Raw genomic sequence first — 14,169 nt, forward strand, 5'->3', positions numbered from 1 at the left:
TGCCGACGCTGGAGTTCCGCGCGGCCGACACCTGCGCCACGGTCGAGGAGACCGTCATGCTGGCCGCGCTGGTCCGCGCCCTGGTCGCGACCGCGCTGGACGACGTGCGCGCCGGCGTTCCCGCGCCCCCGGTCGAGCACGCGCTGCTGTGCGCGGCGTACTGGCGGGCGGCGCGCGACGGCGTGGAGGGTGCGGTCTACGACATGTTCAGCGGCCGGCTCGTCCCGGGATGGGTGCTCGCCGAGCGGCTGCTGGCGCGGGTGCGGCCCGCGCTGGAGGCCACCGGCGACCTGCCACTGGTGACGGCGGCGCTGTGCCGGATGCGCCGGGACGGCTCGGGGGCCGCGCGCCAGCGGACGGCTTTCCACCGCCGCAGGCGGGTCGCGGACGTGGCCGAGCTGCTGCTGCGGCAGACCGGCGCCGTCCCCGACTTCCTGGCCCGCTCCGGCCCCGGGCCGGGCACCGCGGTCGCCCGCCCGGCCCGCTGGGCCACCGTCCCGCGATCGGCGCGGCCGCACGAGCCGGCGCTGGTCGAGCACGCGCGGACGCGGGGGCCGTCACGGGTCGAGGAGGCGGGACGGATCCAGGAGCCGGCGCTGACTCAGGAGCCGGCGCGCCAGGAACGCAGGTAGTCGGCCTGGCCCGCGGTGAGCTCGTCGATCGCGATGCCGGCCGCCTCCAGCTTGAGCCGCGCCACCTCGGTGTCGATCTCGGCCGGCACCTCGTACACCCCGGGCGCGAGCCGTCCCCGCTCCTCGGCCAGCCACGCGACGGCGAGCGCGTGCGCGGAGAAGGACATGTCCATCACCGCCGCCGGATGCCCCTCGGCGGCGGTGAGGTTGACCAGGCGGCCCTCGGCGAGCAGCAGCAGCCGCCTGCCGTCGGCCAGGACGTACTCGTCGGTGTAGGGCCGCACGCCGAAGTTGACCTCCTGCGCCATGCCCTCCAGGGCCCGCACGTCGATCTCGACGTCGAAGTGGCCGGCGTTGGCCAGGACGGCGCCGTCCCGCATCTCGGCGAGGTGCTCGCCGCGGATCACGTCCCGATTGCCGGTCACGGTGATGAACAGCTCGCCGGCGCGGGCGGCGTCGGCCATCGGGAGCACCTCGTACCCCTGCAGCGCGGCGTCCACCGCCTTGACCGGGTCGATCTCGGTGACGATGACCCGGGCGCCCTGCCCCCTGGCCCGCTCGGCGACCCCGCGCCCGCAGAAGCCGAACCCGGCGACGACGACCGTACGTCCGGCGAGCAGCATGTTGGTGGCCCGCACGATGCCGTCCAGGGTGGACTGGCCGGTGCCGTACCGGTTGTCGAACATCCGCTTGGTGCGGGTGTCGTTGACCGCGACCATCGGGAACCGCAGTGCCTGCTCGGCCGTCATCTGCCGCAGCCGGATGACCCCGGTCGTGGTCTCCTCGCAGCCGCCGGTCACGGCGTCCAGCAGCTCGACCCGCTCGGTGTGCAGGATGTTCACCAGGTCGCAGCCGTCGTCCAGCACGAGGTCGGGCCCGATGTCCAGCGCGCGGTGGATGTGCCGGTAGTAGGTCTCGATGTCCACACCGGCCCGCGCGTGCACCTCCACGCCGTACCCGCCGAGCGCGGCGGCGACGTCGTTCTGGGTGGACAGCGGGTTGGAGGCCGCGAGCGCGATCTCGGCGCCCCCGGCCTTCAGCGCGCCGACCAGCACCGCCGTCTCGGCGGTGACGTGCAGGCAGGCGGCGATCTTCAGCCCGTCGAGCGGCCGCGTGTCGGCGAAGCGGGCGCCGATCGCGCGGAGCACCGGCATGGAGCGCATCGCCCATTCGATGCGGCGCTCGCCCACCTCGGTGAGCGGCGCGTCCTCGGTCTCCACCGTCTCCTCGTCCCAGGTGCCTTTGTGCGGCGCGGGGCCTCGTGCGCCGTGGCGCGGAGGCCCCGCCGTGCTCGTCCGCCGATCAGTAGCGGTAGTGGTCCGGCTTGTACGGGCCCTCGATGTCCACGCCGATGTACTCGGCCTGGGTCTTGGTCAGCTTGGTGAGCTTGACGCCGAGCGCGTCGAGGTGCAGCCGGGCGACCTTCTCGTCCAGGTGCTTGGGCAGGACGTAGACGCCGATCGGGTACTGCTCGGTCTTGGTGAACAGCTCGATCTGCGCGATCACCTGGTTGGTGAAGGAGTTCGACATCACGAAGCTCGGGTGGCCGGTGGCGCAGCCGAGGTTCATCAGGCGGCCCTCGGCCAGCACGATGATCTGGTGCCCGTCGGGGAAGGTCCAGGTGTGGACCTGCGGCTTGACCTCCTCCTTCACGATGCCCGGGATCTTCGCCAGGCCGGCCATGTCGATCTCGTTGTCGAAGTGGCCGATGTTGGAGACGATCGCGTTGTGCTTCATCCGGCTCATGTGGTCGGCCGTGATGATGTCGAAGTTGCCGGTGGTGGTGACGAAGATGTCGGCGGTCTCGACGACGTCCTCCAGCACGGTCACCTGGAAGCCGTCCATGGCGGCCTGCAGCGCGCAGATCGGGTCGATCTCGGTGACGATGACCCGGGCGCCCTGGCCGCGCAGCGCGTCGGCGCAGCCCTTGCCCACGTCGCCGTAGCCGCAGATTACGGCGACCTTGCCGCCGATGAGCACGTCGGTGGCGCGGTTGAGGCCGTCGATCACGCTGTGCCGGCAGCCGTACTTGTTGTCGAACTTCGACTTGGTGACCGAGTCGTTCACGTTGATCGCCGGGAACAGCAGCGTGCCGGCCTTGAACATCTCGTACAGGCGGTGGACGCCGGTCGTGGTCTCCTCGGTGACGCCCTTGATGGCCGAGGCCACGGCGGTCCAGCGGCCCTCGTCGGTCACCGTCCGGCGCAGGAGGTCGAGGATGATCTTCCACTCCTCCGGGTCGTCCTCGGAAGGCGAGGGCACGGCGCCGGCCTTCTCGTACTCGGCGCCCTTGTGCACCAGGAGGGTCGCGTCACCGCCGTCGTCGAGGATCATGTTCGGGCCGGTGCCGTCGGGCCAGCGCAGCGCCTGGTCGGTGCACCACCAGTACTCCTCCAGGGTCTCGCCCTTCCAGGCGAACACCGGCACGCCCTTGGGGGCGTCGACGGTGCCCTCGGGGCCGACGACGACGGCGGCGGCCGCGTGGTCCTGGGTGGAGAAGATGTTGCAGCTCACCCAGCGGACGTCGGCGCCGAGCGCGACCAGCGTCTCGATCAGCACCGCGGTCTGGATGGTCATGTGGAGCGAGCCCATGATCTTGGCTCCGGCCAGCGGGCGAGAGTCGGCGTACTCGCGGCGGACCGCCATGAGGCCGGGCATCTCGTGCTCGGCGAGGCGGATCTCCCTGCGGCCGAAATCGGCCAGCGCAAGGTCGGCGACCTTGAAGTCCATGGTGTCTTCTCCTCAACCAGGTCATTGTGCGTCTCTGCGAGTTTAAGAGCCGGGCGGACCCCAACGCATCCCCAGAACTCGGAAGCTGACACAAGAATGTAAGAATGGCCGTCATGCGCATCACTGAGGCGGCCAAGCGGCTCGGCGTGTCCCCCCGCATGCTCCGCTACCGGGAGGCACTCGGCCTGCTGCCGCCGACCCGCGAGAAGGGCTCCCACCGGCGTTTCGGCCCCGAGGAGCTGGGAGCGGTCACCCAGGCCATGGAGCTGGAGCGGCGCTTCGACGTCTCCCCCGCCGAGCTGGCCTTCGGCCTGCGCGTGCTGAGCGAGCCCGCCGTGGCGCAGGCCGTACGCGACCTCGGCCTGCGCATCGGCCGCATCCAGGCCCCCCGCAGAGCCCTCGACTTCGAAAAGGAGAAGGCCCTCCGCCTCCTCCGCCAGGGCCGCTGACAGCGTGCGGCCGACCGCACTACCGCATCTGATCAGCCGGCTGGTCGCCGCTCCGCAGGTCCGCGATGAATGCCCGCCATTCGGCGGCGGAGAAGGCCAGCTTGGGCCCTTCGAGATTCTTCGAGTCGCGCACGAAGTACAAGTTGTCGGCGCGGGCGACCTCCACGCAGTTCGCGCCCTCACCACTTCGGCTGCTCTTGCGCCAGGCGACGCGGGACCAGTCCACTCTGGACACCCCTGCGCTTTCTTGATCAGATTGCGACGACGGTTCAGGTGAAACGTTCGGCGGACCTTGCGATGACCGACTTCGACTCCTCTGTGCCGAGAGCGGCCGCCCGTAGGTGGTCGAACGCGAGGGTATACCGGTAGATCTCAGCATCACTCTCGACATACAGGCTACTGGTCATGCTTTCGAGGTAGACCACATCTGGATCATGCGGTTCGCGGAACTGCATGATGCTGAACGGTCCTGCCGTAGCCGGATGGGCACCGGATGTCGCCGGAAGGACTTGAATGGTGACGTTCGGCAATTCGGCCCCCATCCCCCAGGTTCCCGCCCAGGTGGGCCCGTTCAGTGAAGGCGGACGTGGTCTGTGGCTGGTCCGGGAGTTGTCCACGGCATGGGGGTGGTGGCAGGAAGGGCAGGGGCGAACAGTCTGGTTCGATCTGGAACCCTGACGTGTATCCTCCGGACGGCGACGGCGCCGTCCGGCAAAGGACATCCGCAGACCTGGTTCTGCATTGGATCTCCGTTCGGAATGCCGAACGCAGCGGCCTGCACTGAGGTCGGGGAGCTCGAGGGGCAGAGCCCTTCGATGGGGGGTCGAAGGGGGGCTTGCCCCCCTGGGAAACACGGCCCGAGCCGGAGCGCCCTCAGGGCGCGGAGGCGAGGACCTTGGTCAGGCGTGGTCTGCCTGCGCGCCTGAGGGGGTGGTGGGTGAGCTCGGCGCCTTGTCGGCGCGGTAGAGGTCGGGCTCGACATAGATGACCTTGGCGATCGGGACGGCCTCGCGGATGCGCCGCTCGGCCTCGTCGATGCCCCGGGCGACCTCGGCCGCGGTGTCGTCGTGCCGCACGGCGATCTTGGCGGCCACCAGCAGCTCCTCCGGGCCGAGGTGCAGCGTGCGCAGGTGGATCACGCGGTCCACCTCGGGGGCGCCCTCCAGCGCGTCGCAGATGCGGCGCTCGGTCTCGGGGGCGGCGCTCTCGCCGATGAGCAGCGACTTGGTCTCGATGGCCAGGATCACCGCGATGACCGCGAGCAGCAGGCCGATCATCAGCGTGCCGATGCCGTCCCAGACGCCGTCGCCGGTGACCACGGCCATGGTGACGCCGAACAGCGCGAAGATCAGGCCGAGCAGCGCGCCGAAGTCCTCCAGGAGCACGACCGGCAGCTCGGGAGACTTGGACCGGCGGATGAAGGTGAACCAGGAGTGGTCGCCCTTGTGTGGCAGCGACTCCACGATCGCGGTGCGGAACGAGAAGCCCTCGGCCACGATCGCGAAGATCAGCACGCCGAACGCCCACCCCGGCGACTCCACCGCGTGCGGATGGGCGATCTTCTCGAAGCCCTCGTAGATCGAGAACACCGCGCCGATAGTGAACAGCACGACCGCGACCACGAAGGCGTAGAAGTATCGCTCACGACCGTACCCGAACGGGTGCCGCAGGTCCCTGCGCCGCCGGGAACGCCGGTCTCCGAGCAGGAGCAACGCCTGGTTGCCCGAGTCGGCGACCGAGTGCACCGACTCGGCGAGCAGTGAGGACGAGCCCGTGAACAAGAACGCCACGAACTTCGCCACCGCGATCGCGAGGTTCGCCCCCAGCGCCGCGAGAATCGCCTTGGTACCGCCGCCCGCGCTCACCCGAAGTCTCCGCCCATCACCGTAGAACCGTGCACGACCCGCCTCAAGGCGGTCACCGCAGATCCTAGGGGGTAGCCCTGGCCTTGAGCTCCGTGACCGCCGCAACCGGCGCCGGATCGACACCGTACCCCAGGGCGAGATAAACAGTCCCATAATCGATCAGCCCGACGAGCGAGGCCAGCCGCTCCAGCGGGTGCTCGCCTTCGGCGGACACCTCGGTGACCGGGACCCCCCGTGCCTCGGCCAGCCGGACCGCCGTCACGCGCTTCTTGCTCACCTGGGGATGCTCGTCCAGGTCGCGCAGCACGACCAGCCGCAGGGTGGTGGACGGGCCGTCCGCGAAGATGTCGCGCTCGGCGAGCGGGCCGTCGAACACCGACACCTGGTCGTGGCCGGCCGCGGGCATCTCGCCGCTGATCGCGGGGTACTTGGCGTTCTTGGCGAGCTGGGAGGCCAGGCGGCTCGCCGCCACGGCGGTGACCGGGGAGGTGCCCCACACCATGGGGATGGTGCCGGCGAGCTCCATGGCGAGGGTCTTTCCGGGGTTGATGAACGACTCGCTGGAGGGACGGCAGCGGTGCGCGAGGTCTTCAAGACGCGCGGCCACGGCCTCCACGATCTGCGGCCCGACGTCGGTCAGCCCGAGCTCGGCGGCCACCGCGAGCATCGGGACGGCCAGCGCCCACAGGCTCGCCCGGGGTGCGGGGTGGCCGCCCGCGACGGTGGCGACGGGCAGGTGCAACCCGGACGCCTGCTCGGCGATCGCCGCCAGCGGGGACCCCGGCCGGCACACCGCCAGCAGGCGGCACCCCCGGCGGACGGCCTCCAGCGCCAGCGCCTGGGTCTCCTCGGTCGCGCCCGAGGACGACACCGCGATGACCAGGTCGGCGGCGCCCACCCAGCCGGGCAGCCGGTAGGAGCGGACGGTCACGATGGGGATCGGGACCCCGCCCCCGCACACCGCGGCGAGGACGTCCCCCGCGAGGGCGGAGGTACCCATGCCCGCGACCACGATGGCCCGGGGCCGGTCGCCGCGCGACAGCCGGGACACCCCGGCCTCCAGCGCGGCGCGGTGCGCGGTGCGCACCTGCGCGGCCGAGGAGGCGACCGCGGGCAGCATGCCCGAGGGGTCGCCCTCGCCGAGGAGCGCCGCGTCGTCCAGCCGCTCGGGCTCGAAGGAGGTCACGCCCTGCGCGCCTCGTCCACGAGCAGCACCGGGATGTCGTCCCGGACGGGGTAGACCAGCCCGCAGGTCTGCGAGGTGCACGCCAGCTCGTCGCTGTCGGGGACGGCGTTGAGCGGCGACTTGCACGCCGGGCAGGCCAGGATGTCGAGCAGCCAATCGTCGATCTTCATGGTGTACTCCTCACGACGGCGAGGACCTCGTCCCGGACCGCCGCCATCTGCTTCTCGTCGGCCGCCTCGGCGTTCAGCCGAAGGAGCGGCTCGGTGTTGGACGGACGAAGATTGAACCACCAGCCGGCCCCGGACACGGTGAGGCCGTCGAGGTCGTCGACGACCGCTCCCTCGCGGCCGGCGAAGGCCGCGCGGGCCCGGGCCAGCGCCGCCTGCTGGTCGGAGACGGTGCTGTTGATCTCGCCGGACGCGGCATAGCGGACGTAGACCGCGATGAGCTCCGACAGCGGACGGTCCTGCCCGCCGAGCGCGGCCAGCACGTGCAGCGCGGCCAGCATGCCGGAGTCGGCGAACCAGAAGTCGCGGAAGTAGTAGTGCGCGGAGTGCTCCCCGCCGAACACCGCCCCGGCCCGGGCCATCTCGGCCTTGATGAACGAGTGGCCGACGCGGGTGCGCACGGGGACGCCGCCGTGTTCGGCGATGATCTCGGGCACCGCCCGGGAGGTGATCAGGTTGTGGATCACCGGCGCGCCGGGATGCCTGGCCAGCTCGCGCGTGGCGACCAGCGCGGTGATCGCCGAGGGGGACACCGACTCGCCGCGCTCGTCGACCACCCAGCAGCGGTCGGCGTCGCCGTCGAAGGCGAGGCCGAGGTCGGCCCCGTTGGACAGGACGGCCTTCTGCAGGTCGCGGAGGTTGTCGGGCTCCAGCGGGTTGGCCTCGTGGTTGGGGAAGGCGCCGTCGAGCTCGAAGTACAGCGGGACGACCTCGACCGGCAGGCCCGCGAAGACCGCGGGGACGGTGTGCCCGGCCATGCCGTTGCCGGCGTCCACGACGACCTTCAGCGGGCGGACGCCCGACAGGTCGACCAGGGCGCGCAGATGGCCGGCGTACCCGGCGAGCAGGTCACGGCCGGTGACCTCGCCCACCGCGCCGTCGCCGTCCGCCGGACCGCCTGCGGCGAGGATCTCGGCGGCGCGGTCGCGGACGGCGGTCAGCCCGGTCTCGGCACCCACCGGGACGGCGCCGGCCCGGCAGAGCTTCATGCCGTTGTACCGGGCGGGGTTGTGGCTGGCGGTGAACATCGCGCCGGGCAGGGCGAGGCTGCCGCTGGCGTAGTACAGCAGGTCGGTGGAGCCGAGGCCCGCGTCGATCACGTCGGCGCCCCGGCCGGTGGCGCCACGGGCGAAGGCGGCCGACAGCGGCACCGAGGAGGCGCGCATGTCGCGGGCGATCACGACGGCGGCGGCTCCGAGCACTTCGACGAAGGCGGCGCCCACGGCCTCGGCGGCGGCTTCGTCGAGCTCACCCGGGACCACGCCGCGGATGTCGTACGCCTTGAAGATCTTGGCGAGGTCGCCCACTTCCGCTCCGCACCTAGTCATGTCTTTTCGGACGAGCCTACTGCGTCCTCGTGGAGTTCTGGCCCGAGCGGCAGGACGCCATCGCGCTCGGACACCCTAGGGACGGCGTGGTGCGGGACGCCGCCGGGATGTCAACGGTCGAGGTTCTGCTGCTGGGCCGAGCGCAGCACCCGGAGGTGGCCGCGGCGGCCGACCTCGACGCCCTGGCCCACCGGCTCGCCGGAGGAGGGCGTGGGCCGCGCGGCCTCGCGCACGGCGTTGGCCAGGGCTTCCAGGTCGTCGGTGCTCGGCTGCCCCGCCTCCGACGGCAGCCGGACGACCTCCCACCCGCGGGGGGCGGTCAGCCGCTCCGCGTGGTCCGCGCACAGGTCGTAGCAGTGTGGTTCGACGTACGTCGCCAACGGGCCGAGCACGGCGGTCGAGTCGGCGTAGACATACGTGAGTGTGAAGACGGCAGGCTGCCTGCAGGCGGTACGGGAACAGCTGCGGACGGGGCTCACGGAGGGACCGTATCCGGTCCGCGTTCACATTGCCACCACCGAGGAGCTCTTAACGAGCGTGTCGCCACATTTCGGACACTTACCCTCCATTTACGGCCGCTATAACCCTGCCCGGAACCCCCTTGACGCGCTCCCCGCTCCACCGGGGCCCATACGGTGCGTGGCCCGTGAGTACAGGGAGTGGGCACGGGATCCGGCAGGCACGATCTAGGCTTGGCTATGTGAGTTCGGCCCCAGGCGGCACGCCCCGCCCCAACGGCCCGCGACGCCGCGACCGGCACGGCCGCGGCATGCGCGGTCCGATCGCCCCGTCGCACGTGCCCATCGCGCGTTCCCGCAGCGAGCGCTTCGACGACTTCGTGCTGGACGCCGTCGAACGGCTGCGGCCGAAATGGGGCGACCAGCTCTCGGCGGTCGAGTTCGCGGTCGAGGACGTCCCGCCGCCCGACGAGCTGATCGACGGGCCGGGCAGGCTCTCCCCCGACCCCATTCCCTTCGGCCGGGCCCAGCAGGCCACCGCCGGCTCCCCCGCCGCCGTGGTCGTCTACCGCCGCCCGCTCGAGGCCCGGGCGCGCGACCGCGACACCCTGGGCGCGCTCGTGCACGACGTGGTCGTCGAGCAGGTCGCGAGCCTGCTCGGCCTGTCCCCCGAGACCGTCGACCCCGGGTACGACGACCGGCACTGACTCCGGCGGCCCGCCGCGGACGTCAGCGCGCGGCGGGCAGCACCACGTCGGAGGTCTCCTCGACCGGCGGGACGATCGCCCAGGTGCGGGCCAGTGCGAGCGGCTGGGCGGTGATCAGCAGCCCCTCGGGCGTGCTCTCGTCCAGCACCCGCCCGCCGTACACCGGGCCCGACCCCGCCAGCGGCTGCACCATGACGCTGAAGTCGCCCCCGCCCGGCGGGGCGAGTTTGATCTCCTTGGTGCGCGCGGCCGGGATCTCGACCTCCACCGGCGCGGGCGCGGCGCCCTTGCGGGGCAGTGCCTGCACACGGACCTTCGCGGCCGCGCCGGGCGCCGACAGGATCAGCCGCGACGAGAGCTTCTTACCGGCCCGGTTGTCGGCGACCACGCTGCCCACGTCGATCGCCGGGGCCCCCGCGCTGAACGCGACGTCCGGACGGCTGCCGGTGCCGGTGGTCATCGCCCCGGCGACGATCGGCACGTCCGCCGTCAGGACGATCGCCGCCGGCTGGCCGCCGATGCCGGTGGACAGGTCGAGCGAGGCGGTCGACCCGGCGGGGACCTCCAGGGACTCGCGGTTCTTCATCGCGTAGAACCCGTCGGCGGTCAGCGCCTTCACGTGGACGACCGTGTCGGCCTCCCCCGGCGCGGTGACGTACAGCTCACGCAGACCGCCGCCGCCGGGAATGCCGGGGACGACGACGGTCGTGGCGGGCTCGGCCGCGGCGGGCAGCCAGTCGGTGCCCTTGCCCTTGGGCAGCACCGCCCGCGCCGCCGCGGCGACACGCCCGCTGATGGTGCGCACCTCGACCGCCATGACCAGCGGCGAAGGGGCGAGGTCGCGCAGCCGCACGGTGCGGTGCTCGCCGGGTTTGAGCACCAGGCTGCTGCCGGAGTCGTTCACCACGGGCCCCTCGCCCGCGTAGACCAGGATCTCCACGATGGTCTCGGCGTCGTCGGCGTTGGTCAGGAAGAGCCGGACGTCGGCGGCGGCCGGGCCGGGCCCGACGAACCAGGCGACGGCGCCGGGCTCCGCGCACCGCACGCCGGCCAGGCCACGCGCGTCGCCGCCGAGCCGGCGGCTGGTCTGGGCGGCCTCCAGGCCGGCGGCCATCGCACCCGCGCCTGCGACCTCCACCGGGCCGACGCGGGCCGGCACGTCCCGCTGCCACGGCACGCCCGGCCCTTCCAGCCGCGACGCGGCGGACGGCTTGCCGCCGACCTCGGCCACCGTGGCGGTCCCCTCGCCCTTGCCACCCGGCGGAGTGACCGCGGTGACCCGGGCGCCGCCGGGGTCGGGGCAGACGGTCGAGACCGACTCCACCGCCACCCGCGCGGGGGCGGGGACGGGGGCCGGCGCGACGCCCTGGCGGGTGGCGAACGCCACGCCGAACATGGCCGCGAGGACCACCAGCACCAGGGCGAGGAACCCGAAGCGGTTCTCGATCAGCAGCCTCACCGGGCCGGCACCTCCTGAAGCTCGCGCTCGGCGGCCACCGGCTCGGCGTACTCTTCGGTGATCTCGGCGCCGCGCGCGCCGGGCGAGGCCAGCACGAGGACGAGGACGACGATCGCGAGCTGGGCCCACAGCCAGATCCGGTGCCAGGAGGCGCCGTACTCGATGGTGACGCGCCCGCCCGCCGCCGGCGGCTCGAAGCCCTGCGCCCAGCCGTCGATGGTGCGGGCGGCCGGCGAGGAGCCGCCGGCGGTGGCCGTCCAGCCGCCCGCGGGCTCGGCCAGCACCAGGGTGCGTCCCGGCTCGCCGGGCGGGACGGTGACGGCGATGCCGCCGCCCGCCGGCTCGGTGTACGGGACGGGGGTGCGCCCGCCGTCCTTGCCCTGCAGGTAGACCCGGCCGAGCGGTGCCACCATGCGCCACAGGCCGCCGTTCGGCGAGAGGTTGACCCGGGTGAGCGCCGGGTCCGCGTCCAGGGAGCGCCGCACCTTGGCGTCGACCGGGCCGGGGACGGCGACGAAGCGCACGCCGTAGGAGGCCAGGGCGACCGCGTCGTCCCCGCCGCGCCCGGAGATGACCCCGGCGACCAGGTCGGACAGCCGGCGGCGCAGAGCATCGGGCACCGGCAGCTCGGTCTCGCCGATCAGCGGGGTGCGTCCGCGCAGCACGGTGAAGGTCAGCAAGCCGTCCGCTCCCGAGCGGAGCACGATGGTGCCCTCGCCCTGCCGGGAGGCGGCGGCGACGAAGTCGGTGATCACGCTCGGCACGCCGCGCCGCAGCGGCCCGTCCACCCCGTCCTTGATCCACAGGCCGGCCACCAGGACGGGCGACGCACAGGCCACCAGCACCATCAGCGCCGCGCCGACCCGGCGCAGGCCGCCCGCCCGGTGCAGCTCGATGACGCGGTGACCGGTCAGCGCCGCGGCCACGATGAGGCCGGTGGCGGCGAAGGCCAGCGGCACGCCGGGCCAGGCAGGGGCGTCGCCGACCGGGACGCGGGCCGCCACGGTGGCCACCAGCACGCCGAAGACCGTGACGCCCCAGCCGACGACGACCACCATCTGGTGCCGGCGGAACAGCAGGGCGGCCAGCGCGGCGGCGAAGAGCCCTCCGGTCACCCAGACGGGCGGCACGCCGGGACCGCCCGGGCTGAGCAGCAGCAGCGCCTCGGGGGGCAGCCGGGAGTCGACCAGCTCGGGCCGGTGCAGGCCGGCCTCCAGCAGGATGCGCCCGGGGTCGGCGGCGAGCTGGGCCAGCCAGGGGGCCAGCAGCACGATCGGCACGGCCATCGCGATGCCGAGCGAGGCGCCCACCCCGCGCCGTACTCCGCCGAACGAGACGGCGGCGAGGCCGCCGAGCACCGCGACCAGCACGTAGACCAAGGGCGCGAACGCGGTGCCGACCGCGAGCAGCAGGCCGAGCGCCCAGGCGGCCCGGCGGGCGCGGCGCCGCTCGCCGGTGATGACCCTGGCGGCGAGGGCGGCGTAGGCGGGCAGCAGCACGAACACCACCGCCGTGCCGAGCCGCCCGGCCGCGACCGCGCCCGTCGCCACGGGCAGCAGCGCGTAGGACGCGGCGAGCCACACCCGGGCCAGCGGGTGCGAGATCATCGAGCGGGTGGCGATGTAGGCCGACAGGCCGGCGAGCGGCACGCAGCCGAGCAGCAGCACCGAGACCGCGAGCCAGGTCTTGCCGAGGAAGATCGTGGACAGCGCGGCCAGGACGGCGACGTACGGCGGAGCCCAGCCGCCGGAGCCGAGCCCGGCCGCGTGGTACCCGGAGGTGTAGAACTGCCACAGGTCGGAGGCGCCGCCCACGACGGGCACCAGCGCCCCGCCGCCGAGCAGCCCTCCGTACAGCAGCGACCGCTCCGCGGCGATGGTCACCGCGAGCAGCCCCAGGCAGAGCAGGACGCCGGGGTTGCCGAAGACGCGCTGCATGAGGCCGGCGTCGGTGAGCAGCTCATCGCCGTCGTCCTCGCCGGAGGGCTCGGAGATGACGGCGTGGTGGCGTCCGGCGGAGTCGATGGGCCCGGCGCCGGACAGATAGCCCTGCACCATGTCGGTGAGGCGCCGCAGGGCCATGCCCGGCGGGGTGAACAGGGCTTTGACCTTGGGATATCCCTGTTTCCTGCCCTGCTTCCTGGCCTTCCTGGCCTTCAGCAGGCGGCGCGGAGAGGAAAGGACGCCGCCGAAGGCGACCACCTCGTCCAGGGCGTTGGCCGGCTGTTTGGCCAGCAGCAGCAACAGTGTGCGCAGCAGGGAGACGAACAGGTTGCGCACGACCGACCACAGCATCGAGCGGAACGGCAGGTTCGCCATGACGACGAACATGGCGTTGCGCCGGTCGAGCCTGCGCGGGTGGGTGTCGCTGACCGCCATGCGGCGCCTGCGGCGCGCCGCCGCCTCGGCGTGCCAGGCGACGGCGGCGGTGACGCACAGCACCTTGTGCCCGGCCGCGGTGGCGCGCCAGCACAGGTCGAGGTCGTCGCGGAACAGCGGGAGCTCGGGATCCAGTCCGCCGAGCCGCTCCCACACGTCACGGCGGACGAGCATGCCGGCCGTGGAGACCGACAGCACCTCGTGGACGCCGTCGTGCTGCCCCTGGTCGTACTCCCGGGGCTCCAGCGCGGTGTCGCGGCGGCCCGACCGGTCGACCGTCACGCCGACTTCCAGCAGGGTGCGGCGGTCGAGCCAGTCACGGATCTTCGGGCCGAGGATGACGGCCTCGCGGTCACCGGCGGCGGCCCACAGCAGCGCCTCCAGCGCGTGCCGGTCGGGCGCGCAGTCGTCGTGCAGCAGCCAGATCCATTCCTCGCCGCCAGTGTGCGGCAGCCGTTCGAGCACCGCGGCGACCGCCTCACCGAACCCGGTGGAGCGGGGCATGGTCAGGACGGAGTTCGCGCCGAACGCCTCGGTGAGCAACGCGGCGCTGCCGTCACGGCTGCCGTTGTCCACACCGACGAGCCGGTCGAGGGGACGCGACTGACGCAGAACCCCCTGGAGTGTCTCCTTCAGCCAGCGTGCGCCGTCATGGGAGACGACGATGGCGGTGACCGATGGACGCGGCGGTTGCACGGGGACGGTGTCCTTGGGGGCTCGTGTGGCTTGCGCCGATCACGATACGGCAAC

The 14,169-nt window shown here is 72.8% G+C and carries 14 protein-coding genes; 3 read left to right on the plus strand and 11 right to left on the minus strand.

Annotation, left to right across the window (positions count from 1 at the left end; translation table 11 throughout):
- On the plus strand, positions 1-632 hold a 632-nt coding region (locus tag IEY93_RS37735; protein ID WP_444544675.1), incomplete at its 5' end, for a carboxylate-amine ligase.
- Here the strand turns inward: IEY93_RS37735 and ahcY (IEY93_RS02440) are convergent.
- On the minus strand, positions 602-1,795 hold the full coding sequence (ahcY, locus tag IEY93_RS02440) for an adenosylhomocysteinase (protein WP_229690809.1): 1,194 nt from the start codon (positions 1,793-1,795) through the stop codon (positions 602-604). The genes IEY93_RS37735 and ahcY (IEY93_RS02440) overlap by 31 nt on opposite strands.
- A gap of 139 nt (positions 1,796-1,934) precedes the next feature.
- Complete coding sequence (ahcY, locus tag IEY93_RS02445; RefSeq protein ID WP_189161275.1) at positions 1,935-3,362, minus strand: adenosylhomocysteinase; 1,428 nt, start codon at positions 3,360-3,362, stop codon at positions 1,935-1,937.
- 113 nt (positions 3,363-3,475) lie between these two features.
- Here ahcY (IEY93_RS02445) and IEY93_RS02450 point away from each other — a divergent pair, with 113 nt between their 5' ends.
- The gene (locus tag IEY93_RS02450) at positions 3,476-3,811 is read left to right on the plus strand and encodes a MerR family DNA-binding transcriptional regulator (RefSeq protein WP_189161276.1); all 336 of its coding nucleotides are present in this window, start codon (positions 3,476-3,478) and stop codon (positions 3,809-3,811) included.
- Positions 3,812-3,830: 19 nt separating this feature from the next.
- On the opposite strand, the gene IEY93_RS37740 is transcribed toward IEY93_RS02450, so the two are convergent.
- The 7 genes from IEY93_RS37740 to IEY93_RS02485 form a co-directional block, all read right to left on the minus strand.
- Positions 3,831-4,046, minus strand: a complete 216-nt coding sequence (locus IEY93_RS37740; protein ID WP_308425727.1) for a DUF397 domain-containing protein — start codon at positions 4,044-4,046, stop codon at positions 3,831-3,833.
- A 34-nt stretch (positions 4,047-4,080) separates the two neighbouring features.
- Positions 4,081-4,353 (minus strand): Scr1 family TA system antitoxin-like transcriptional regulator, encoded by a 273-nt coding sequence (locus IEY93_RS02460; RefSeq protein ID WP_189161400.1) that lies wholly within the window; start codon positions 4,351-4,353, stop codon positions 4,081-4,083.
- A 357-nt stretch (positions 4,354-4,710) separates the two neighbouring features.
- On the minus strand, positions 4,711-5,676 hold the full coding sequence (locus IEY93_RS02465; RefSeq protein ID WP_189161278.1) for a cation diffusion facilitator family transporter: 966 nt from the start codon (positions 5,674-5,676) through the stop codon (positions 4,711-4,713).
- A gap of 64 nt (positions 5,677-5,740) precedes the next feature.
- Entirely contained in the window at positions 5,741-6,862 is a 1,122-nt protein-coding gene (locus tag IEY93_RS02470) for an SIS domain-containing protein (protein WP_229690790.1), read from the minus strand.
- Positions 6,859-7,032 carry a Trm112 family protein gene (locus IEY93_RS02475; protein ID WP_189161279.1) on the minus strand — a complete coding sequence of 58 codons (174 nt, stop codon included), beginning with the start codon at positions 7,030-7,032 and terminating at the stop codon, positions 6,859-6,861. Before IEY93_RS02475 ends, IEY93_RS02470 begins: the two co-directional genes overlap by 4 nt.
- The gene (locus tag IEY93_RS02480) at positions 7,029-8,396 is read right to left on the minus strand and encodes a phosphomannomutase/phosphoglucomutase (protein WP_189161280.1); all 1,368 of its coding nucleotides are present in this window, start codon (positions 8,394-8,396) and stop codon (positions 7,029-7,031) included. The genes IEY93_RS02475 and IEY93_RS02480 overlap by 4 nt, the downstream gene beginning before the upstream one ends.
- Positions 8,397-8,527: 131 nt before the next feature.
- The gene (locus IEY93_RS02485) at positions 8,528-8,896 is read right to left on the minus strand and encodes a DUF3499 domain-containing protein (RefSeq protein WP_189161281.1); all 369 of its coding nucleotides are present in this window, start codon (positions 8,894-8,896) and stop codon (positions 8,528-8,530) included.
- Between the two features lie 221 nt (positions 8,897-9,117).
- Here IEY93_RS02485 and IEY93_RS02490 point away from each other — a divergent pair, with 221 nt between their 5' ends.
- The gene (locus tag IEY93_RS02490) at positions 9,118-9,582 is read left to right on the plus strand and encodes a metallopeptidase family protein (protein WP_229690791.1); all 465 of its coding nucleotides are present in this window, start codon (positions 9,118-9,120) and stop codon (positions 9,580-9,582) included.
- Positions 9,583-9,604: 22 nt separating this feature from the next.
- Here IEY93_RS02490 and IEY93_RS02495 read toward each other — a convergent pair whose 3' ends face one another.
- Together IEY93_RS02495 and IEY93_RS02500 are read right to left on the minus strand one after the other, a co-directional pair.
- Positions 9,605-11,041, minus strand: a complete 1,437-nt coding sequence (locus tag IEY93_RS02495) for a DUF5719 family protein (protein ID WP_189161282.1) — start codon at positions 11,039-11,041, stop codon at positions 9,605-9,607.
- Positions 11,038-14,115 carry a glycosyltransferase family 2 protein gene (locus IEY93_RS02500; RefSeq protein WP_203968331.1) on the minus strand — a complete coding sequence of 1,026 codons (3,078 nt, stop codon included), beginning with the start codon at positions 14,113-14,115 and terminating at the stop codon, positions 11,038-11,040. Before IEY93_RS02500 ends, IEY93_RS02495 begins: the two co-directional genes overlap by 4 nt.
- Positions 14,116-14,169: the final 54 nt, after the last annotated feature.

The organism is Sphaerisporangium melleum, assembly GCF_014646695.1.
GTDB lineage: Bacteria > Actinomycetota > Actinomycetes > Streptosporangiales > Streptosporangiaceae > Sphaerisporangium > Sphaerisporangium melleum.

What these genes read in the sequence shown, in the direction of transcription:
- IEY93_RS02475 (WP_189161279.1), bottom strand. Translation starts at nt 7,032, where the DNA reads ATGAAGATCGACGATTGGCTGCTCGACATCCTGGCCTGCCCGGCGTGC.
- IEY93_RS02450 (WP_189161276.1), top strand. Translation starts at nt 3,476, where the DNA reads ATGCGCATCACTGAGGCGGCCAAGCGGCTCGGCGTGTCCCCCCGCATG.
- ahcY (WP_229690809.1), bottom strand. Translation starts at nt 1,795, where the DNA reads ATGCGCTCCATGCCGGTGCTCCGCGCGATCGGCGCCCGCTTCGCCGAC.
- ahcY (WP_189161275.1), bottom strand. Translation starts at nt 3,362, where the DNA reads ATGGACTTCAAGGTCGCCGACCTTGCGCTGGCCGATTTCGGCCGCAGG.
- IEY93_RS02460 (WP_189161400.1), bottom strand. Translation starts at nt 4,353, where the DNA reads ATGGGGGCCGAATTGCCGAACGTCACCATTCAAGTCCTTCCGGCGACA.